Origin of the sequence: Hoeflea sp. BAL378, assembly GCF_000759435.1 — a bacterium.
Classification (GTDB): Bacteria; Pseudomonadota; Alphaproteobacteria; order Rhizobiales; family Rhizobiaceae; genus Hoeflea.
The window spans coordinates 32,207-52,837 of the sequence record NZ_JRJG01000014.1 but is presented as its reverse complement, the minus strand read 5'-3'; the positions used below and the strand labels follow the sequence as shown (position 1 = coordinate 52,837).

General features: G+C 66.9%; 20 protein-coding genes. 8 read left to right on the top strand and 12 right to left on the bottom strand.

Translation table 11 applies throughout. The annotated features are described in order from the left end of the window. The first annotated feature begins 79 nt into the window (after positions 1-79). Positions 80-1,738, top strand: coding sequence for a glucose-6-phosphate isomerase (pgi, locus tag LL06_RS04605; protein ID WP_035522850.1), 1,659 nt, complete (start codon positions 80-82; stop codon positions 1,736-1,738). Here pgi and LL06_RS04600 read toward each other — a convergent pair whose 3' ends face one another. The 3 genes from LL06_RS04600 to pyrC all read right to left on the bottom strand — a co-directional run bounded on the left by LL06_RS04600 (position 1,739) and on the right by pyrC (position 4,537). Further along, a complete protein-coding gene (locus LL06_RS04600) occupies positions 1,739-2,662 on the bottom strand; it encodes a carbohydrate kinase (protein ID WP_035522847.1) in 924 nt (307 codons plus the stop codon). A gap of 38 nt (positions 2,663-2,700) precedes the next feature. After that, positions 2,701-3,399 (bottom strand): orotate phosphoribosyltransferase, encoded by a 699-nt coding sequence (locus LL06_RS04595; RefSeq protein WP_035522844.1) that lies wholly within the window; start codon positions 3,397-3,399, stop codon positions 2,701-2,703. Between the two features lie 100 nt (positions 3,400-3,499). Further along, positions 3,500-4,537 carry a dihydroorotase gene (gene pyrC / locus LL06_RS04590; RefSeq protein ID WP_035522841.1) on the bottom strand — a complete coding sequence of 346 codons (1,038 nt, stop codon included), beginning with the start codon at positions 4,535-4,537 and terminating at the stop codon, positions 3,500-3,502. A 115-nt stretch (positions 4,538-4,652) separates the two neighbouring features. Between pyrC and LL06_RS04585 the strand changes: the two genes are divergently transcribed. Continuing rightward, on the top strand, positions 4,653-5,441 hold the full coding sequence (locus LL06_RS04585) for an SDR family oxidoreductase (protein ID WP_035522839.1): 789 nt from the start codon (positions 4,653-4,655) through the stop codon (positions 5,439-5,441). A gap of 471 nt (positions 5,442-5,912) precedes the next feature. On the opposite strand, the gene LL06_RS04580 is transcribed toward LL06_RS04585, so the two are convergent. Next, on the bottom strand, positions 5,913-6,767 hold the full coding sequence (locus tag LL06_RS04580) for a D-amino-acid transaminase (protein WP_035522837.1): 855 nt from the start codon (positions 6,765-6,767) through the stop codon (positions 5,913-5,915). 139 nt (positions 6,768-6,906) lie between these two features. Here LL06_RS04580 and LL06_RS04575 point away from each other — a divergent pair, with 139 nt between their 5' ends. Further along, positions 6,907-8,016, top strand: coding sequence for a DegT/DnrJ/EryC1/StrS family aminotransferase (locus LL06_RS04575; protein ID WP_035522834.1), 1,110 nt, complete (start codon positions 6,907-6,909; stop codon positions 8,014-8,016). A gap of 97 nt (positions 8,017-8,113) precedes the next feature. On the opposite strand, the gene LL06_RS04570 is transcribed toward LL06_RS04575, so the two are convergent. The 4 genes from LL06_RS04570 to rfbF are packed head-to-tail and all read right to left on the bottom strand — an operon-like array spanning position 8,114 to position 11,761. After that, positions 8,114-9,343, bottom strand: coding sequence for a class I SAM-dependent methyltransferase (locus LL06_RS04570; RefSeq protein ID WP_035522908.1), 1,230 nt, complete (start codon positions 9,341-9,343; stop codon positions 8,114-8,116). Beyond that, entirely contained in the window at positions 9,343-9,906 is a 564-nt protein-coding gene (rfbC, locus tag LL06_RS04565) for a dTDP-4-dehydrorhamnose 3,5-epimerase (protein WP_244447050.1), read from the bottom strand. The genes LL06_RS04570 and rfbC overlap by 1 nt, the downstream gene beginning before the upstream one ends. Beyond that, positions 9,903-11,006, bottom strand: a complete 1,104-nt coding sequence (rfbG, locus tag LL06_RS04560; RefSeq protein ID WP_035522831.1) for a CDP-glucose 4,6-dehydratase — start codon at positions 11,004-11,006, stop codon at positions 9,903-9,905. Before rfbG ends, rfbC begins: the two co-directional genes overlap by 4 nt. Next, positions 10,991-11,761 (bottom strand): glucose-1-phosphate cytidylyltransferase, encoded by a 771-nt coding sequence (gene rfbF / locus LL06_RS04555; protein ID WP_035522828.1) that lies wholly within the window; start codon positions 11,759-11,761, stop codon positions 10,991-10,993. Before rfbF ends, rfbG begins: the two co-directional genes overlap by 16 nt. Before the next feature lie 309 nt (positions 11,762-12,070). Here rfbF and LL06_RS04550 point away from each other — a divergent pair, with 309 nt between their 5' ends. Beyond that, entirely contained in the window at positions 12,071-13,654 is a 1,584-nt protein-coding gene (locus LL06_RS04550; RefSeq protein ID WP_035522826.1) for a helicase HerA-like C-terminal domain-containing protein, read from the top strand. Between the two features lie 265 nt (positions 13,655-13,919). Further along, positions 13,920-14,402 (top strand): hypothetical protein, encoded by a 483-nt coding sequence (locus tag LL06_RS26280; RefSeq protein WP_052161211.1) that lies wholly within the window; start codon positions 13,920-13,922, stop codon positions 14,400-14,402. Positions 14,403-14,449: 47 nt separating this feature from the next. Here LL06_RS26280 and LL06_RS04540 read toward each other — a convergent pair whose 3' ends face one another. The 3 genes from LL06_RS04540 to LL06_RS04530 form a co-directional block, all read right to left on the bottom strand. After that, positions 14,450-14,998, bottom strand: a complete 549-nt coding sequence (locus tag LL06_RS04540; RefSeq protein ID WP_052161210.1) for a M23 family metallopeptidase — start codon at positions 14,996-14,998, stop codon at positions 14,450-14,452. 179 nt (positions 14,999-15,177) lie between these two features. Further along, positions 15,178-15,945 carry a L,D-transpeptidase gene (locus LL06_RS04535; RefSeq protein ID WP_052161209.1) on the bottom strand — a complete coding sequence of 256 codons (768 nt, stop codon included), beginning with the start codon at positions 15,943-15,945 and terminating at the stop codon, positions 15,178-15,180. 205 nt (positions 15,946-16,150) lie between these two features. Then, complete coding sequence (locus LL06_RS04530; RefSeq protein WP_035522900.1) at positions 16,151-16,804, bottom strand: haloacid dehalogenase type II; 654 nt, start codon at positions 16,802-16,804, stop codon at positions 16,151-16,153. 264 nt (positions 16,805-17,068) lie between these two features. Here LL06_RS04530 and LL06_RS04525 point away from each other — a divergent pair, with 264 nt between their 5' ends. Both LL06_RS04525 and LL06_RS04520 read left to right on the top strand, forming a co-directional pair. Further along, complete coding sequence (locus LL06_RS04525) at positions 17,069-17,935, top strand: branched-chain amino acid aminotransferase (RefSeq protein ID WP_035522821.1); 867 nt, start codon at positions 17,069-17,071, stop codon at positions 17,933-17,935. A gap of 24 nt (positions 17,936-17,959) precedes the next feature. Then, complete coding sequence (locus LL06_RS04520; protein ID WP_035522819.1) at positions 17,960-18,352, top strand: RidA family protein; 393 nt, start codon at positions 17,960-17,962, stop codon at positions 18,350-18,352. Between the two features lie 12 nt (positions 18,353-18,364). Here LL06_RS04520 and denD read toward each other — a convergent pair whose 3' ends face one another. Next, the gene (gene denD, locus LL06_RS04515) at positions 18,365-19,354 is read right to left on the bottom strand and encodes a D-erythronate dehydrogenase (protein ID WP_035522816.1); all 990 of its coding nucleotides are present in this window, start codon (positions 19,352-19,354) and stop codon (positions 18,365-18,367) included. 294 nt (positions 19,355-19,648) lie between these two features. Here denD and LL06_RS04510 point away from each other — a divergent pair, with 294 nt between their 5' ends. After that, complete coding sequence (locus LL06_RS04510; RefSeq protein ID WP_035522813.1) at positions 19,649-20,533, top strand: DMT family transporter; 885 nt, start codon at positions 19,649-19,651, stop codon at positions 20,531-20,533. The last annotated feature ends 98 nt before the right edge of the window (positions 20,534-20,631 follow it).

Sequence of the window (20,631 nt, the reverse complement as noted above, 5' to 3'; positions counted from 1 at the left end):
CAGCCAGCCTCTAAGCCACTCAGGGGGCCGCGGAAACTTGATTTTCCGCGGCCCCCGCCGCATAGGTGGGCAACCCAACATGGAGGCCCGTCCCTTGCCGAAATCCGTCGAACTGGCTTTGTCCCGCCTGAAATCCCATCGTGACAGCTCCGCCACGGGCACCTTGCGCGCGGCGTTCCAGGCCGATCCCGATCGCGCCCGGCGCTTCACCATCGGGCTCGACGACCTGCGGATGGATTTTTCCAAATGCGCCGTCACCCAGGAGACGCTCGGCTTGCTCGGCGCGCTGGCCGCCGCCGCCGATGTCGAGGCGAGGCGCGACCGCATGTTCGCGGGCGAAGCGATCAATGCGACCGAGGGCCGCGCCGTGCTGCACACCGCGCTGCGCGCCGCAGCGGACGCCGACATCAGGGTCGACGGAGAGAACGTGGTGCCGGGCGTTCACACGGTTCTGAACGCCATGGGCGCCTTCTCGGACGGGATCCGCGACGGCTCGATCCGCGGCGCCACCGGCAAGGCCTTCACCGATGTCGTCAATATCGGCATCGGCGGCTCCGACCTCGGCCCGGTGATGGCGACGCTGGCGCTGGCGCCCTATCATGACGGGCCGCGCACGCATTTCGTCTCCAATGTCGACGGCGCCCATATCGCCGACACGCTCTCGGGGCTCGATCCGGAGACGACGCTGATCATCGTCGCCTCAAAAACCTTCACCACCATCGAGACCATGACCAACGCCGCCACCGCGCGGGCCTTCATCGTCTCGAGGCTCGGCGAAAGCGCCGTGGCGCAGCATTTCGCTGCCGTCTCCACCGCGCTCGACAAGGTCTCGACATTCGGCCTCGACCCGGCCCGCGTCTTCGGCTTCTGGGACTGGGTCGGCGGGCGCTATTCGCTCTGGTCGGCCATCGGCCTGCCGCTGATGATCGCCATCGGGAAAAGCGCCTTCGGCAAGTTCCTGGCCGGCGCGCGCGCCATGGACGCGCATTTCAAGGCCGCTCCGGTCACCGAGAACCTGCCGATGATGCTGGGACTGCTGGGGATCTGGCACCGGCTCGCCTGCGGCTATCCGAGCCGGGCGATCATTCCCTATGAGCAGCGGCTGTCGCGGTTCCCGGCCTATCTGCAGCAGCTCGACATGGAATCGAACGGCAAGTCCGTCGGCCTCGACGGCGAGCCGCTGTCGACGGCGTCGGGGCCCATCGTCTGGGGCGAGCCGGGCACCAACGGGCAGCATGCCTTCTTCCAGCTTTTGCACCAGGGCACCGACGTGATCCCGGTCGAGTTCATCATTTCGGCCAACGGCCACGAGCCGCATCTCGGCCATCAGCACGAGCTGCTGATCGCCAATTGCCTGGCGCAATCGGAGGCGCTGATGCGCGGCCGCAGCCGCGCGGAGGCCCATGCGCAGCTCATCGCCGGCGGCGCTTCGGACGCCGAGGCCGACCGGCTCGCGTCGCACAAGACCTTCCCGGGCAACCGGCCGTCGATCACGCTGGTGCAGGATCGGCTGACGCCTTTCGCGCTCGGGCGGCTGATCGCGCTCTACGAGCACCGGGTCTTCGTCGAGGCGCAGATCTTCGGCATCAACGCCTTCGACCAGTGGGGCGTGGAGCTCGGCAAGGAACTGGCGACGGCGCTGCTGCCGGTGGTCAAGGGCGAGAGCCGGGGCGAAAGCCATGATGCCTCGACGCTGATGCTGGCCGAAACGATCCGCGGCATGCGCGCCAAAGGCTGATCAGAGGCCTATTTCACGGGCCCAGGGCGGATTGGCGCCGGGCCGCGACACGGTGACGGCGGCGGCCCTGGCGCCGAGGGCGAGCGCGCCGCGGATCTGCGCTTCGGTAAGCGCGGAGATACCATTCTTGCTCAGGCAGCCATCCCGCTTGAGCGACGTCAGCACTCCGGCGTTGAAGGTGTCGCCGGCGCCGACGGTGTCGGCCACGGTGACCTTCTCGCCGGAGACCTCAACCCGATGATGGGCGGTGATGCCGATGGCGCCCCTGGCGCCCCGGGTCATCATCACCAGTTTCGGTCCGCGATCCAGCCAATAGGCCGCGGCCTCGTCGATGCCGCCGATGTCGAACCACTCCAGGTCCTCGTCGGAGAGCTTGAGGATGTCGCTCATGCCGATCATGCGGTCGATGCGGGCGCGGTGCGCCGCAGCATCGGTGATGAAGCCGCGGCGGATATTGGGGTCGAGCCACATCACCCGCCTGTCCTTCTCGCGCGCCATCAAGAGTTCGTAAGTCGCGCCGCACGGATTGGGAATGAGGCAGATCCCGCCGAAATGCATGGCTTCCACATCGTCGCCGAGCTCCGGCAGATGCGCCTCGGTGATCATCCGCCCGGCGGTGTTCTCGTCGAAGAAGGCGTAGCTCGCCTGGCCGTTCACCAGCCGGACGAAAGCCAGCGTGGTGTGCAGATCGAGCGTGGCGCAGGGGCTGTGATCGACACCGCTGTCGGTGAGCACCTTGCGCAGGATGTCGCCGAACATGTCGGACGACAGGCCGGTGAAAAAGCCGGTGTCGACGCCCAGCCGTCCGAGCGCGATTGCCGTGTTGAACACCGAGCCGCCGGCATAGGGCGCGAACGCGTCCTCGCCCTCAGCCGTCGTGCGCGGCAGCATGTCGATCAGGGCTTCCCCGCAACAGATGATCATCTCCGTCTCCTCCCCTGGCCGGCCCGGCCGGCCTGCTGCTATTGACCCGGCAGTTCGGAAACGCCGCCATGCTCGCCCGACCATTTGAGCGGCGCATCGAGGAACGCTTCCACCGACCTGAGCGTCGCCGGCTCGAAGGCCTGTTTCCTGGTCGCCGCAGCCAGCACGTCGCGCCAGGTGGCGAGATGGTGCAGGGTGATCCCGCCCTTTGCGAAGCGGCTCTCGGCTTCGGCGAAAATGCCGTAGTAGAACAGGGCGATGCCGTGGTCGACCGTGCAGCCGGCCGCACGGATCGCGTCGATGAAGGTGAACATCGAGCCGCCGGCGGTGGTCAGGTCCTCGATCACCAGCACGCGCGAGCCTTCGGGCAGGTCGCCCTCGATCTGGGCGTTGCGGCCATGGCCCTTGGGCTTCTTGCGGACATAGATCATCGGCAGGCCCAGGCGCTCGGCCAGGAAGGCGGCGAAGGGGATGCCCGCCGTCTCACCGCCGGCGACGCAGTCGAACTGCTCGAAGCCGGCTTCCGTGAGGATGGTGGCGGCGGCGAAATCCATCACCGCCGAGCGGATGCGCGGATAGGAGATGAGCTTGCGGCAGTCGATATAGACCGGGCTCATCATGCCGGACGCCAGCTTGTAGGGCTCGGCGGCGTTGAAATGCACCGCCTTGATTTCCAGGAGCTGGCCGGAGACGATCTCGGCGATCTTGGCCTTGTCGGGGAAGGTGTTGGAAAACATCGGCGGCGCTCCCGGCTCAAAGGATCGGGCCGGCCTGCAATCGCCGCCCCCTTGTCTCGGCGATCCGAATACCAGCTTCGCTCGAGCCTTGAAAGGCTGCTCAGGCAACTTCCCAGTGGATGGGCAAAAGCGGATCGAACACGGTGACCGGCCCGTCGCCGGTGAAGATCTTGTCGGGCCAGTGGACCGGCTGGTCGCGCTTGACCAGCGTGACGGTCTCGTCATTGACCGGGAGCCCGTACCAGGCCGGCCCGTTGCGGCTCGCGAACGCGGCCAGATGGTCGAGCGCGCCCTCCTCCTCGAACACATGGGCGAGGCATGAGAGCGTGTTGATCGCCGTGAAGATGCCGGCGCAGCCGCACCCGCATTCCTTGAGCGGATCGACATGGGGCGCGGAATCGGTGCCGAGGAAAAACCGCGCGTCGCCCGAGGTCGCTGCCTTGCGCAGCGCCAGGCGATGGCTTTCGCGCTTGGCCACCGGCAGGCAGTAGTAATGCGGCCGGATGCCGCCGGCGAGGATGGCGTTGCGGTTGATCATCAGGTGATGGGTGGTGATGCTGGCCGCCAGATTGGCGTCCGCTCCCATGACGTAATCGACGCCCTGCGACGTGGTCACGTGCTCGAGCGTGATCTTCAGGTCCGGCACGCGGGCGCGCAGCGGATCGAGCACGGTCTCGATGAACACCGCCTCGCGGTCGAAGATATCGACCGAGGGATCCGTGACCTCGCCATGGATGCAGAGCGGCATGCCGATCTCGGCCATCTTTTCGAGAACCGGCATGACTTTGGAAAGGTCGCGCACGCCGGAATGGGAATTGGTGGTGGCGCCGGCCGGGTAGAGCTTGACCGCCGTCACCAGGCCCGAAGCATGGGCGCTCGCCACATCGGCCGGGTCGGTGCCCTCGGTCAGGTAGAGCGTCATCAGCGGCGTGAACTCGAGATCCGCGGGCAGCGCCGCGAGGATCCGGTCGCGATAGGCTTGCGCATCCGCGCTTGTCACCACCGGCGGCACCAGGTTGGGCATGATGATGGCGCGGGCGAAATGGCGGGCCGAAAACGGCAGCACGCCCTCGAGCATGGCGCCGTCGCGCAGGTGCAGGTGCCAGTCATCGGGCTTGGGGATGGTGATCTCGACCACGGTGGGTTCCTCGCGTTCCGCCCCGAATGACGACCGGACGGGTTGACCTTTGCCGCCTCTGCGGCGACGTATGGGCAAGCCTTTAGCAGGCAACCGGCAAGCAAGGAAAGACATCATGGATCTCGGACTGACAGGAAAACGGGCGCTGGTGCTGGCGTCGTCACGCGGGCTGGGTCTCGGCGTGGCCGAAGCGATCGCCGCCGAAGGCTGCGACGTGATGATCACCGGACGCGACGGCGCCCGGCTCGAGGCCGCCGCCAACGCCATCAACGGACGCGGCGCCGGCAAGGCACGCCATGTCGTCTCGGATCTGTCCGACAAGGCCACACCGGCGCTTCTTGAGGAGAGCGTCGCCAGGGAATTCGGCCAGCTCGACATCCTGGTCAACAACACCGGCGGCCCGCCGCCCGGCGCGATGAGCGAGGCCGACCTTTCGGTGGTCCACCGCCAGTTCGAGATCATGGTGCTGAGCGTGATGGACGTGACCGCCCGCTTCCTGCCAGGCATGCGGGAGCGCGGCTGGGGCCGGGTGCTGACCATCGCGTCGTCCGGCGTGATCCAGCCGATCCCGAATCTCGGTCTTTCCAACGCGCTGCGCGCCTCGCTCGCTGGCTGGTCGAAATCCATGGCCAACGAGACGGCGCAGGACGGCGTGACCTTCAACATGCTGCTGCCCGGCCGGATCGAGACGGACCGGCTCAAGCAGCTCGACGCCGCCAACGCCAAGCGCACGGGCAGGAGCCTCGACGCGGTGGCCGATGCGGCGCGGGCGCAGATTCCGGTGGGGCGCTATGGCGAGGTCGAGGAGTTCGCGGCCGTTGCCGCCTTCCTGGTCAGCGCCCGGGCGAGCTACATCAACGGCTCGATGATCCGCTGCGATGGCGGCGCGATCAAGTCGGTCTGAGGCGGGCGCGACCCGCCGCAACGGCTCGCAAACCATCCATACATGGAACGAACATAGTTGTTTAAAAAAAATATTGAAAAGAGAAAATCTCATCCCCACATCATTAGGTGGAAAATTTGAAACGACATGGAGGCTAAGATGTAGCTACAACCGGTTAAGAAGGATGAGTTTGTTTCGTTGGCGATGGAGATTCCTATGCCGAATGCAAAACAAGCCACCTCATTGAAACTAGATATTGTTTTGATGAAGGTGGCAATGAACCGTGAACTTCCGGTCGGGCTGCCTTCGCAGCTCACGGGAGATAGGTATGAAGATACCAATTTCGCGCTGGGAGCGCGCGCTGGAAGCTCTCATTCGCATTTTTAATTGGCTGATCACCATCTTAGACTGGTTTAGCTAAACGCCTTAAGGCCCTGCTGTATCAGCAGGGCTTTTTGGTTCAAAAGTTTGTGTGGTGCGGCGTCCTGATCCTCAGAGCGCGCGCTTGAGGCTTTCCTCGAGATAGGTCTTTCGCAGCCCCAGCGTCACCGGCCCGGGGTTGCCGCCCGACAGCTCGACGCCGTCGATGGAGATCACCGGGCCGACGAAGACCGAGGCCGAGGTGATGAAGGCCTCGGCGGCGTCCTTGGCTTCCTCGAGCGTGAATTCGCGCTCCTCGACCGCCGTTCCGTTCTCGCGGGAATACTGCATCAGCGTCGCCCTTGTGATGCCGGGCAGGATCGAATGCGACAGCGGCCGGGTGACGATGGCGCCGGCCTTCGTGACGATGAAGGCGTTGTTGGAGGTGCCTTCGGTCACCACGCCGTCGCGGACCATCCAGGCGTCGTCGGCGCCGCGGGCCTTGGCTTCCATCTTGCCGAGCGAGGGGTAGAGCAGTTGCACGGTCTTGATGTCGCAGCGGCCCCAGCGCAGGTCGGGGATCGAGACGATTTTCATGCCGTCGCGGGCGACCTTGGTGTCGATCAGCGGCCGCGACTGGGTGAACAGAACCAGCGTCGGCGTCAGCTTTTCGGTGTCGAAGGTGAAATCGCGGTCGGTGGCGCCACGGGTCATCTGCAGGTAGACGACGCCTTCCTCGACGCCGTTGCGGCGCACCAGTTCGCGGTGGATCGCCAGCAGGTCGTCGTCGCTCACGGCAAACCGCATGCCGAGCTCGCCCGCCGAGCGGTGCAGCCGCGCCATGTGGGCGGGGAAATCGATGAGCTTGCCGCCGAGCACGGAGGCCACTTCGTAGATCCCGTCGCCGAACAGGAAGCCGCGATCGAAGACCGAGACCTTGGCCTCGTTTTCCGGCAAATAGTCTCCGTTGACATAAACCGTGCGCATGTGGGTCCCCTTGTTTCCGGCCGTTTTTCTCTTGCCAGAAAACGCGGCCGCCCGCCAACGGGATTTTTCACGAACCGGCGCAATCTCCGCGCAGGCTCGAAGCGCTAGACAGGCCCGGACCCGCCGCAGGAACGCCTCCATGACCGAGCGCATCGCCTATACCAAGCCGTCGATCACCGAGCTCGAGGTGACCTACGCCACCGATGCGGCGCGCAATGGCTGGGGCGCGCAGTGCTACGACTACATCCACCGGCTGGAGCGCGATTTCGCCGCCCATCTGGGCGTCGCCCACACCATTGCCACCTCGAGCTGCACCGGCGCGCTGCATCTGGGGCTGGCGGCGCTCGGCATAGGGCCCGGCGACGAGGTGATCCTCGCCGAAAGCAACTGGATCGCCTCCGTCGCCCCGGTCGTCCATCTCGGCGCCACGCCGGTCTTCGTGGATATTCTGAAAGACACCTGGTGCCTCGACCCGGCGCTGGTCGAAGCCGCGATCACGCCGCGCACGAAGGCAATCATCGCGGTCCATCTCTACGGCTCGATGGGCGACATGGACCGGCTTCTCGCCCTCGGCGCGCGCCACGGCATCCCGGTGATCGAGGACGCGGCCGAGGCCATCGGCTCGGCCTGGGGAAACCGGCGGGCGGGCTCCATGGGCGCGTTCGGCACGTTCTCGTTCCACGGCACCAAGACCATGACCACCGGCGAGGGCGGCATGTTCGTCACCAACGACCCGGCGCTTTACGCGCGGGTGGCGACGCTCGCCAATCACGGCCGCGACGCGAGCGAACCGCGCCAGTTCTTCCCCACCGTCACCGGCTACAAGTTCAAGATGGCCAATGTCTCGGCCGCCATCGGCTGTGCCCAGGTCGAGCGGATAAGCGAGCTGATCGAGGGTAAGCGTCAGATCATGGCGCGCTACCGCGCGCTGCTGTCGGGCCACGACGGCATCGCCCTCAACGCCGAGCCCGAGGGCGTCACCAATGGCTACTGGATGCCCACCGCGGTATTTTCGCCCGAGACCGGCGTCACCCGGGAGCGGCTCGCCGCCGCGTTCGCGGCCGCCAATATCGACGCAAGGGTGTTCTTCTGGCCGCTGTCGGAGCTGCCGATGTTCGACGCCCGCCCGGACAATGTCAACGCGCACGACATTGCCGGCCGCGCCATCAACCTGCCGAGCTATCACGGCATGGACGAGGCCGCGCAGGCCCGCGTCGCAGCCGTCCTCACCGGGTTGCTCGAGGCCTGACCGGCCGGTCCGGTCCGCCCTCAGGCGTCGGGCTTGGCGGGCTGCGGCGCGATCGGCTCGGTCGGCGTTTCCGTCAGTTCGACGATGACAGGCGTGCTTACTCCCGGATCGCGAGGCTCGGGATGGCCGTCACGAACTGTCCACCCCAGTCTTTGATACAGGAAAGCTGGCTCCTGATTTCTGTCTCGATATTCCATGGCAATATCACCACCTTGTCTGGTCGCTCGGAGAGCAATGTGTCCTCGCCCACGATCGGAATATGCGAGCCGGGCAGGTAGCGGCCCTGCTTGGCGGGGTTCCGGTCGACGACGAAGGCGATATCGCGGGCGGTCGCGCCCGCGAAATTGAGAAGCGTGTTGCCCTTGGCCGCGGCGCCGTAGGCGGCGACCTTCTGACCCGCGGCCCGCATGTCCGTGAGAAATTCGCGAAACGCGTCGCGTGCCGATTCGGCGCTCGCCTGGAAGCCGGCATAGAACGTCTCGCCGTCGAGCCCCGCCTTGCGCTCAGTCTCAAGCATTCCGGCGACCGCCGGCGCAACCGCATGGGCCGAGTGATCGGCGCGGCAGGCATAGACCCTCAGGCTGCCGCCGTGGTGCGGCGTGGTGCCGACATCGAATACGGTAAGCCCATTCTTACGGAAGATGCGCTCGACCGCCAGAAGCGACAGGTAGGAGTAGTGCTCGTGATAAGCGGTGTCGAACTGGTTGCCGCGCACCATCTCCAGGATATGCGGAAACTCGAAGGTGGCGACGCCCGCGGGCTTGAGCAGCAGGGCGAAGCCCGCCACGAAATCATTGATGTCGGGCACATGGGCCAGCACGTTGTTGGCGGCGATGAGGTCGGCCTGCCGGCCTTCGCCCGCGAGCGTGGCGGCGAGATCGCGCCCGAAGAACGCCTCGACGATCTCGATGCCCTTGGCCCGGGCGGCTTCGGCCGTGCCATGGGTCGGCTCGACGCCGTAGCAGGGAATGCCGAGCGCCTGGACATATTGCAGAAGATAGCCGTCATTGGCGGCCACCTCCGCCACCAGGCTGTCAGGCCCGAGGCCGAAGCGGTCGCGCATGGCGGCGACATAGGCGCTGGCGTGGTCGAGCCAGGTGCGGGAGAAGGAGGAGAAATAGGCGTAATCGCCCGAGAAGAACTCCTCCCGGTCGGCGAAATCCTCGGTCTGGGTCAGCCAGCAGGCGGTGCAGGTGCGGATGACCAGCGGATAGTGCTTTTCCGGCCGGGAGAGATCCTCGGCGCGGAGATAGGAATTTGAGGGCGGCGCCAGCCCCAGGTCGAGGAACGGGATGACATCGCCGCCGCCGCAATGCCGGCAGCGCATCATTGGCCACCACCTTCGATCAGCGGAAACGCGGCGTCGCGCTCCGAAAGCCCGCTGACGGACAACGGCCAGGCGATCGCGAGCGCGGGATCGTCATGGCGAAGCCCGGCCTCCGCCGCGGCCGCATAGGGCGCCGAATGGACATAGATCAGCTCTACCTCGTCGGTGAGCGCCTGGAACCCGTGGGCGAAGCCCTCCGGCACATACATCGCGGTCGCGGTTTCGGCCGACAGTTCCGCGGCGCCATGGGCGTGGCGCGTCGGGCTGTCCGCGCGGATATCGACGGCAACATCGAGCACCGCGCCGCGGATGCAGACCACGAGCTTGGCCTCGGCATGCGGCGGGATCTGGTAATGCAGGCCGCGCACGGTGCCGCGGCGCGCGGTGCGGCTGTGATTGATCTGGGCCACCGGCCCGGGCCAGCCGATTCCGGCGAGGGCCTCGGCGCAGAAGATCCGGGCGAAGGCGCCGCGGTCGTCGACGCGCGGCGTGCGGGTCACTAGCACCGGCCCGCCGGACGCGCCCGGCATCAGCGGCGTGAATGTGAAGGGAGAGGCGCTCACCGTCCGTTTCCCGCGGATGCGGGCCGCGCCGCATGGACATAGGCGCTGCAATCTTCCTCGCACAGATCCCTGACGGAGCGGCCGTCCAGATGGTCGCGGTACCAGCGCGCGGTCAGGGCCACGGTCTGGTCGAGCTTCCACAGCCCCGAGACGGCGAGATCGGCGGCCGCGAGCGACGGGTCGAGCGCCAGCGCGTGGGCTTCCGCCGGGCCCTCGGGCATTTCGTCATACTCGATCCCGGCGCTGCCGAAATGGCTGGCGGCGAGCGTCAGCACGTCACGCACGGCGGCGCTGTCCTCGACGGGGCCGAAATTGTAGGCCGGCGCAAGCTCGGCGCCGGAGGCCAATCGTTCGGCCAGCACCAGATAGCCGCGCAGCGGCTCGAGCACATGCTGCCAGGGCCGCGTCGCGAAGGGCCGGCGCACCGCGAGAACCTCCCCCTTCGACCAGGCCCGGATCGCATCGGGAAACAGCCGGTCCTCGGCCCAGTCGCCGCCGCCGATGACGTTTCCGGCCCGCGCCGTGGCGATGCCGCAGCCGGCATTCTCGAAATGGGCGCGCCATCCGGCCACCACCATTTCGCAGGCGGCCTTGCTCGCGGAATAGGGATCCTCGCCGCCGAGCGGATCGGTTTCGCGGAACCGGCGGCCGTCGCCGGAATTACGGTAGACCTTGTCGGTCGTGGTCACCACGATGGCGCGCGCCGTTCCGGTCCGCGCCAGCGCCTGCATCAGATTGTCGGTGCCGGTCACATTGGTGGCGAAGGTGCCCACCGGATCGGCGTAGCTGCGCCTCACCAGCGACTGGGCGGCGAGATGGAGCACGATCTCAGGCCGGGCGCGCTCGACGAGGTTGCTGAGTTCATGGGCATCGCGGATGTCGGCGATCTCGCCCGACAGTCGGTCCTGGGCATGCAGCAGCGGGAACAATGCGGCGGGCGCTTCGGGAGGCAGGGCGCAGCCGGTGACCTTGGCGCCCATGGCCTCAAGCCAGAACAAGAGCCACGATCCCTTGAAGCCGGTATGCCCGGTCAACAGCACCCTGCGGCCGCGCCAGAAATCCGGATCGGGCAGGCTTTGCGATGTCACCAGCTTTTCCATGGCGGATTGCCCTCCGTCCAGAGCGTTTCCAGCATGGTCTTGTCGCGCAGCGTGTCCATTGGCTGCCAGAAGCCGCGGTGGAAGAACGCCCGCAGCTCCCCCTCGCCGGCGAGATCCGCCAGCGGTTCGCCCTCGAAGCTGGTGCGGTCGCCCTCGATCCGCTCGAGAACCGGATGGGACAGCACGAAGAAGCCGCCATTGATGAAGCCGCCCTCGCCTTCGGGCTTCTCGATGAACCCCTGGACCTCGTCGCCCTTGAGCTTGAGCGCGCCGAAGCGGGCGGGCGGGCGCACGGCGGTCACCGTCGCCAGGCGGCCATGGCTTTTGTGAAAGCCGATGGTGGCGGAGATGTCGACATCCGACAGGCCGTCGCCATAGGTGAAGCAGAAGCTCTCCTCGCCCTCGAGATAGGGCGCGACGCGCTTCAATCGTCCGCCGGTCAGGGTGGTCTCGCCGGTGTCGACCAGCGTGACCCGCCAGTCCTCGGCGCTCTGGCGGTGGAAATGCACGGTGTTCTCCGACATGTCGAAGGTCATGTCCGACATGTGCAGCGCGTAATTGGCGAAATATTCCTTGATGACATAGCCGCGGAAGCCGCAGCAGATGATGAAATCCCTGAGGCCGTGGCCGTGATAGAGCTTCATGATGTGCCACAGGATCGGGCGGCCGCCGATCTCCACCATGGGCTTGGGCTTGAGATGGGTCTCCTCGGACAGGCGCGAGCCCAGGCCGCCGGCAAGAATGACGACCTTCATGCCAGGGCTCCCGGAACCTGCCGGACCGGCGCTCGCACATTGGCGGACCGACCCGCCGGGCGTGTCAGCCGGCAGGCGTTTTCAGGCTTTGGCGTCGCCCCGTGCTCCATGATGCCCGATAATCCCCTGGCGCTCTGATCGCCGACCCTAGGCAGACAAGCTTTCCCCAGGCTGGCGCGGCGGCGGAAGCCGGCCGCGGCGGCGAGGCAACAAGCATTGTTCCGGCAGCCGGGCTTGCTATAAGTATCCGACGAAGCCTGCGCTCGGCGCATGCGAAGGAAGCCGCGACCGGCGCAGCAAGAGGACGACATGCTCGAAGAAGGCAAGCTCTACATCGGCACCAGCCGCAATCCCGACGACAGCATCAACAAGGGCGAGTATCTCGATCTCAAATACGCCAACCGGCACGGGCTGATCACCGGCGCCACCGGCACCGGCAAGACGGTGACGCTGCAGATCCTGGCCGAGAGCTTCTCCAACGCCGGCGTCCCGGTGTTCTGCGCCGACGTCAAGGGCGACCTCTCGGGCATCGCCGCGATCGGCGAATACAAGGATTTCCTCGAAAAGCGCGCCAAGGCGATCGGTCTCGATCCCTACGAGTTCCAGGAATTCCCGGTGATCTTCTGGGACCTGTTCGGCGAGAAGGGCCACCGGGTCCGCACCACCATCACCGAGATGGGCCCGCTGCTGCTGGCGCGGCTGATGGACATGTCGGAGGCCCAGGAGGGCGTGCTCAACATCGCCTTCAAGTTGGCCGACGAGAACGGCCTGCCGCTGCTCGACCTCAAGGACCTGCAGTCGCTGCTCAGCTACATGTCGGGCGAGACCGAGAAATTGTCGGCGATGTACGGCAACATCACCAAGCAGTCGCTGGCCACGATCCAGCGCGGCCTGCTGGTGCTCGAGCAGCAGGGCGCGGAGAACTTCTTCGGCGAGCCGGCGCTCAGGATCGCCGACATCATGCGCACCACCAATGACGGCCGCGGCGCGATCTCGGTGCTGGCGGCCGACAGGTTGATGATGAACCCGCGGCTCTACGCCACCTTCCTGCTGTGGCTCCTGTCCGAACTGTTCGAGGAACTGCCCGAGGTCGGCGATCCCGACAAGCCGCGTCTGGTGTTCTTCTTCGACGAGGCGCATCTGCTGTTCGACGAGGCGCCGAAGATCCTGATCGACCGGGTCGAGCAGGTGGTGCGGCTGATCCGGTCGAAGGGCGTGGGCGTCTATTTCGTCACCCAGAACCCGCTCGACGTGCCCGAGAGCGTGCTGTCGCAGCTCGGCAACCGCATCCAGCATGCGCTCCGGGCCTATACGCCGCGTGAGCAGAAGGCGGTGAAGGTGGCGGCCGAAACCTTCCGGCCGAACCCGGCCTTCGACTGTTTCGAGGCCATCACCCAGTTGGGCGTGGGCGAGGCGCTGGTCTCGACGCTCGGGGCCAAGGGCGTGCCCTCGATGGTCGAGCGCACGCTGGTGCGGCCGCCCTCGTCGCGGCTCGGGCCGGTCACCGAACCCGAGCGGCAGAAGGTCATGGCGGTCAGTCCCGTGGCCGGGCAGTACGACACCGATCTCGACCGCGACAGCGCCTTCGAGATGCTTCAGCGCCGCGCCGCGGACGCCGCCAAGGCCGAGGAGCAGGAGCGCGCCCGCGAGGAGGAAACCGAGGAAAAACGCCCCGAAAGCCGCCGCTGGACCTTGCCCGGCTATGGCGACGACGCCGGGGAGCGCGAGGACAGAAGTCCGACGCCGCGCAAGACCTCGAGCCGCTCGCGGCCCGGTTACCAGCGCCAGACGGTCACCGAAGCGGTGATCAAGTCGGTGGCGCGGTCGGCGGCAAGCTCGCTCGGCCGGGCGCTGGTGCGCGGCATCCTCGGATCGCTGAAAAAGGGGTTCTAGGCTCCCCGCCCAGACGCGCCCGGCGGGGCCAAGACCCCGATCCTTGCCCAGGTGCCGACGCCCGACGTCGGGCCGTTCGGCTGCGCGATCCCGTGCGCCCGTCGACATCTGCCTCGCAGCAGCACCGGGCGGAGCGGGGGTGGACAACGTATTGACTCAATTGGGGAGATAGTGGGGTGCGAACGTGCCGGGGTCCGCCTTCGCGGTCCCGCCGCTCGCCTGTCGCTGCTGTCCCCGCCCTCTCACACGAAGTGGACTTCCCGTCATGATCAGCAAGCTCCTGAAGACACTCACCGGGTCCCTAAAAAGTCCCTCACCGGCCACGCCGGAAGCGCTGTCGCGTCGCGCATTCCTGTTCGGCGGCTGCGCCGCCATCGGCGCCGTCTACGTGGCGTCGAAGATCGGCGTCAGCGCGGCGTCGGCCGCAGGCCTCGCTCCGCTTTCCACGCCGGAAGCCGGCGACGCCGGGGTCGAACTGGCCCAGTACAGGGACGACCTGCAGCGCCGGCGAGACGACAACGGCTTCCGCCGTCGCGACGACAATGGCTTCCGCCGCGATGATAACCGCAGACGCTGGCGCGATGACCGGGGCCCGCGGCGCATGAGCCGGCGCGACGTTGAACGGGAGTGCCGTCAATCCAATCGGTTCCGCCACGACAATCGCCAGCTCTGCAGGCAGGTCACCGGCCGCAGGCTCGGCCGCAGCGGCACTTGCGTTCAGTTCGGCCCGCTGCAGATCTGCGAATAGACGCCCCTTGCAAGGCCCGCGGCATGTCCGCGGGCCTTCACCGTCTGTCAGCGGCATGGCACCGGATAGGTGGTGCGGAAAAGGGTTGCGTCATAATGGGCAGCCGGATCGAAGCAGGTGACCCGGCCGACGCCGCCGGCCCAGAACAGGTGCGGATCGGCGGAGACCTCGCTCTCATCACCTGCCTGGCGGAACAGTTCGAAATGCAGGTGCGGGATGCCGCCGCCGAGCATGCCAGTGGTCCCGAGCGTGGCGATCTGCTCGCCGCGCCTGACCAGCGCGCCCTCGCCCACCAGCCGCTCCCTCAGATGCTTGTAGACGGTCACCGCGCGCCTGCCGGCGGAGTCCGGACCATGCTCGATCTCGATGCGGTGGCCGTAGGCCGGCTCGTAGAACGAGCCCCGGACCCGGCCGTCCGCGGCGGCGATGACCGGGGTTCCGACCCGGCCGATGACATCGATGCCGATGTGCTTGGCGTCATTGGTGGTGAACAGGAACTGCTGCGAGATCGACGGCGCGTTGGGCGGCATCACCACCGCGATCTTGAGTTCCTGCGCCGGCCGGTACCGCGACGCCCATCCGTGATCCTGCGGCACGCAGCTTGCGGCCAGCAGTGCCGACGCCGCCCCGGCCAGACACGCGGATAAGGACCCCGAACCGGTCATGCGCTCGCCCCCGCGACCCGCCGGAGCACCCAGTCCACCTCCGGCAACCCCGAATCCGGTAGCATGATCCGGGGCGTGCTCTCAAGCGGGCGATCCCCGCCATGAACAGCCTAGATCACGACGATCGGCGTGCGCGTCGGAACCCGGTCGTAGAGGTCGCAGATATCCTGGTTGATCAGCCGCACGCAGCCTGACGACACGGCCTTGCCGATGGACTGGTATTCCGGGCTGCCATGCAGGCGGTAGAGCGTGTCTTCGCCGTTCTGGAAGATGTAGAGGGCGCGGGCGCCGAGCGGGTTGTCGAGGCCGGGCGGCATGCCGCCGTTCTCGGCCGACCACTTGGCCAGTTCCGGCTGCCGCGCGATCATCTCGCCCGGCGGCGTCCATTTCGGCCATTTCTGCTTCCACTGCACGACGGCGCGGCCCGACCAGGAGAAGCCGTCGCGGCCGATGCCGACGCCGTAGCGCATGGCGCGGCCGTTTTCCCGGACCAGGAACAGGAAGCGCTGCGCCGTGTCGACCACGATCGTGCCCGGACGCTCTCCGGTCGGATCGGCCACTTCCTGGCGCAGATAGGCCGGGTCGATCTCGGTGTAGGGAATGGCGGGCAAGGGAAACGGCTCGTCGAGCTTCGGCCCGTACATGGCGTCGTAATAGGGTGATCCCCGGCCGAGGCCCGACACGCGGTTGTCCGGCGTGCGGTAGATCGGCGCGGTTTCTTCGGCGAACCGCCTGGTTGTCGTTCCCGTGCAGCCGGCGAGCACGGCGGTGGCAGCCGTGCCCAGCGCCAGGAAGCCGCGCCGCGACAGGGCGCGGGCGTCAGCGGGGAATCCGGGAACTCCGGAGAAGTTCGCGTCTTTTTGTTTGGGTCCGGTCATGTCGCGGGAAGGTCCTTCGGTCGAGAAACAGGCGGTCGAGAAAACAGGGCGGCGCCGACACCTGCCGGAGATGCTCCGGTTCCGATCAACGCGCGGTTCACAATTGAGTTCCGATTGTGTCCATCCCACGCCAGGCTTGTGGTGAACTTGCCACAGTGGGGTCATTCCCGATGATATCGCCGTGAAGCCGGTGTGATTGCGCGGCCTATTCGACGCCGTTGAGATCCGGCAGGATCAGCGACGGGGACAGATCGCGGTATTCGTCGGGCATCCTGGCGCGGTTGATCCACACCGTGCGGAAGCCGAACTTCGTTGCGCCCGCCACATCCCAGCGGTTGGAGGACTGGAACGACACCGCGTCGGGATAGAGGCGGTAGGCGGTGGTGACCATGTCGTAGACCGCCGGATCGGTCTTGAAGGTCCTGAGCTCGTCCACCGAGAAGACGTCGTCGATCACCGTGTCGAGCGCCGCGTTCCTGACGGCGGATTCCAGCATCGGCACCGAGCCGTTGGACAGGATCGCCACGCGCGCGCCGGTGGCCTTGAGCGCCTTGAGAACGGACGGCACCTCGCGGTAGCAGTCGAGCTTGAAATAGGCGTCGAGCAGGTCGGCGCGCAGGCTCTTGTCGGCGCTGGGGATCCGTTCGAAGGCGTGGTCGAGCGCGTCTTCGGTGAGCGCCCAGAAATCCTTCCACTCGCGCATCAGCGCCCGCGTCCAGGAATATTCGAGCTGCTTGGCGCGCCAGATGTCCGAAAACTGCTGCCCGTCGGGGCCGATCGCATCGGCATGGCGGCGCACCGCCGCATGCACGTCGAACAGGGTTCCGTAAGCATCGAACACATAGGCGGCGTAGGCCATCGGCAAAATCTCCATTCCTCGCCACGATGCTCATGTTGCAGTGCAACAGTCAAGCCGCGCGGCGCACTTCCAGGGTCCCTCCGGACGGCCGGACCATGAGGTGGGGGCGTCCCACACGCCCATTTGTGTCCCGACGGGGCACCTCCGCGCAAGGATCGTGCAATTGCGATATTTCCCGGCGGGCGGCGCCGGCCATGACTTGACGGCGGTGGCTGCCCCGTCCGAATGTTCAGTCTTTGCGATGACACCCTTCAGGAGACCCCCATGGCCGTCAACACCCAAGCGCGCACAAAGACCTGGACCTATGTGGACGGAGAGTGGCTGGAGGGCAATCCGCCGCTGATCGGTCCGGTCAGCCACGCCATGTGGCTGGGATCGACCGTGTTCGACGGCGCGCGCTGGTTCGACGGCGTGGCGCCGGATCTTGACCTGCACTGCCAGCGGGTCAACCGCTCGGCCAATGCGCTGGGGCTTCGCGCCACCATGGAGGCCGCGGCCATCGAGGATCTGGCGCGCGAGGGCCTGAAGAAGTTCGACGGCAAGACCGCGGTCTACATCAAGCCGATGTACTGGGCCGAGCATGGCGGCTACATGTCGGTGCCGGCCGACCCGGATTCGACGCGCTTCTGCCTGTGCCTGTTCGAAAGCCCGATGATCGCATCGTCCGGATTCTCCGTGAGCGTCTCGCCGTTCCGGCGTCCGACCTACGAGACCGCGCCGACCAATGCCAAGGCCGGCTGCCTCTATCCCAACAACGGCCGGGCGATCATGGAGGCCAAGTCGCGCGGCTTCGACAATGCGCTGGTGCTCGACATGCTCGGCAATGTCGCCGAGACCGGTACCTCCAACATCTTCATGGTCAAGGACGGGGTGGTGTTCACGCCGGCGCCGAACGGCACGTTCCTGTCGGGCATCACACGGTCGCGCACGATCAGGCTGTTGCGCGAGGCGGGAACCGAAGTGGTGGAAAAATCGCTCTCGGTCGGCGACTTCATGGATGCCGACGAGATCTTCTCGACCGGCAACCACTCCAAGGTGGTGCCGGTCATCCGCATCGAGGGCCGCGAACTGCAGGCCGGCCCCGTGGCGCGCAATGCGCGCGAACTCTACATGGACTGGGCGCATGGCTGAGGCGCGGTTGAGGGAGCACGCGGCATGAGCGAACGACGCAAGCATTCCACCGGCTCGCCCTTCGAGAAGACCGCTGCCTATTCCCGCGCGGTGCGGCAGGGGCCGTTCGTGCATGTCTCCGGCACCACCGGCTATGATTATGCCGCGATGGAAATGCCGGCCGACGTGGCCGCCCAGGCGCGCAACTGTTTCTCGACCATCGCCGCGTCGCTCAAGGCGCTGGATGCGAGCCTGAGCGACATCGTCCGGGTGCGCTATTACGTGACCAGCCCCGAGCATTTCGACGCCGTGGCGCCGGTGCTGGCCGAGCATCTGGGCGGCATCGACCCGGCGGCGACGATGATCGTCTGCCAGTTGATCCGCCCGGAAATGCTGATCGAGATCGAGGTCACCGCCCAGGTTTCCCAGGCGGACTGACCGCTCCCGGTCTCAGCCCGGGAGCGACCCGCCCATCTCGTCCTCGATGTGGATGCGGATGATCTCGTCGAACGAGCTTTCCGCCTTGAAGCCGAGGCCCTTGGCGCGCTCGGCGGTGAAGCCGCGCGGCCAAGTGGAGACGATGCGCAGGATCGCCGGATCGGGTTCCTGCCGGATCAGCGCCACCGCCTTGTCGCCGGCCACCCGGCGCAGCGCCTCGATCTGCTCGGCGACCGTGGCCGAGATGCCCGGCATATTGAGCACCCGGCGATGGCCGACGACGCCCGTCTCCATGGTCGCGGCGTGGGTGAGAAAGCCCACCGCCGCCCGCGGGCTCGCATGCCAGTGGCGCACCGTGTCGGGAACCGGCAGGATCGCGGGCTTGCCCGCCAGCGGCTCGCGCAGGATGCCGGAGAAGAAGCCCGAAGCCGCCTTGTTGGGCAGGCCGGGGCGGATGCAGATGGTGGGCAGCCGGATCGCCAGCCCGTCGAAGAAGCCGCGGCGCGAATAATCCTGCAGCAGCAATTCGCCGATCGCCTTCTGCGTGCCGTAGCTGGTGAGCGGCGCCAGCAGGAAGGTGTCGTCGATCTCGTCGGGCAGCGGCGCGCCGTAGACGGCGATCGAGGAGGCGAAGACGAGCCGCGGGCAATAGCCGTCGGTCTCGGACAGAGAGCGGACCGCGTCGAACAGATAACGGGTGCCATCGAGATTGATCCGGTAGCCCTTGTCGAAATCCTGCTCCGCCTCGCCCGAGACGATGGCCGCCAGGTGGATGATCACGTCGGGCAGGCCGATCAGCAGCTCAGGCGCCGTGTGGGGATCGGAAATGTCGCGCGCCAGGGTGGCGACCTCGCCTGAAAACCCTTCGGGCGCCTCTGGCCTGATCGCGTCCGCCAGGGTCAGCCTGTCGACGCGGAATGCGCCCAGGCTGCCGGTGCGGGCGATGGCGCCCACGAGTTTGCGGCCGATCATGCCCGCCGCGCCGATGATCAAGACATGCATGGCTGCGCTTCCTCCGGTTTTGCGCGACGATAGCCGGATGGGCCGCGCCGCACAATCAGCCGCAAGCAACGGTGTCCGGGGAATGCTCTTCCCCACCGCTGGTGCTCTGGCGCGAGAACCACGCGCCCGTGCACGCCTTCTCTCGGTGAGGCCGCGCGGCCGATTGCATTGCCGGTCCGAATCCGTTTGAGTGGGCGCGGGTGGCAGCCGGACCAGTGCTTTGTCCGGACCTTCAGCCGCCCGCCTTCAATCGCACTCCGCGCCAGGCGCCGGTTCCACGGGAAGACAAGACGCATGCCCCAAACCCACCGGCCCGGCCTTGCCGCCCTCTGGATGATCGGATCGATCGTGGCGTTCTCGACCATGGCGGTCGCCGGCCGCTATGTGTCGGCGGTGCACTCGACCTTCGAGATCATGACCTTCCGCTCGCTCGTCGGCCTCGTCATCGTGCTGGCGCTGGCCGCGGCCAACCGCCGGCTGTGGGAGATCCGGACCGAGCGGATCAGGCAGCATGCCTTCCGCAACCTGTTCCATTTCACCGGACAGAACCTGTGGTTCTTCGCGCTCGCCTCGATTCCGCTGGCGCAGGTGTTCGCGCTCGAATTCACCACGCCGATCTGGGTGATCGTGCTGGGCCTTCTGTTCCTGGGCGAGCGGCTGACCGGATACCGGGTGGTCGCGGCCGGGCTGGGCTTCGCCGGCATTCTCATCGTGGCGCGGCCGGATTTCGGCGCGCTCGAGCCCGGCCTGCTGACGGCGGCGGCTTCGGCGGTGTTCTTCGCCGCCACCATCATCATGACCAAGGCGCTGACGCGGCATGAGAGCATCGTCTCGATCCTGTTCTGGCTGACGAGCCTGCAGATGGGCTTCGGCCTCATCTGTCTCGCGCTGCAGGGGTCGGTGACCTTGCCGACGCTTTCGACCTTCCCCTGGCTGGTGGTGATCGGCGTCTCCGGGCTGATGGCGCATTACTGCCTGACCACGGCGCTGTCCCTGGCGCCGGCGAGCTTCGTCATGCCGATCGACTTCACACGGCTGCCGCTGATCGCGGTGGTGGGCATGGTGCTGTTCGGCGAAAGCGCCGACCTGCTGATCCTCATCGGCGGCGGCGTCATCATTCTCGCCAACTGGATCAACATAAGCGGCGAGAACCGCGCCCGACGGCGTCCCGCGGCCTGAGCCGCGGCGCATCGCCGGGGGATCCGGCGGCCATCCGGGCTCCGCAGCACTGCATCCGCAGCAGCGCCAGGCGAGCGGCGGACTGCCCCGCGCCCGTG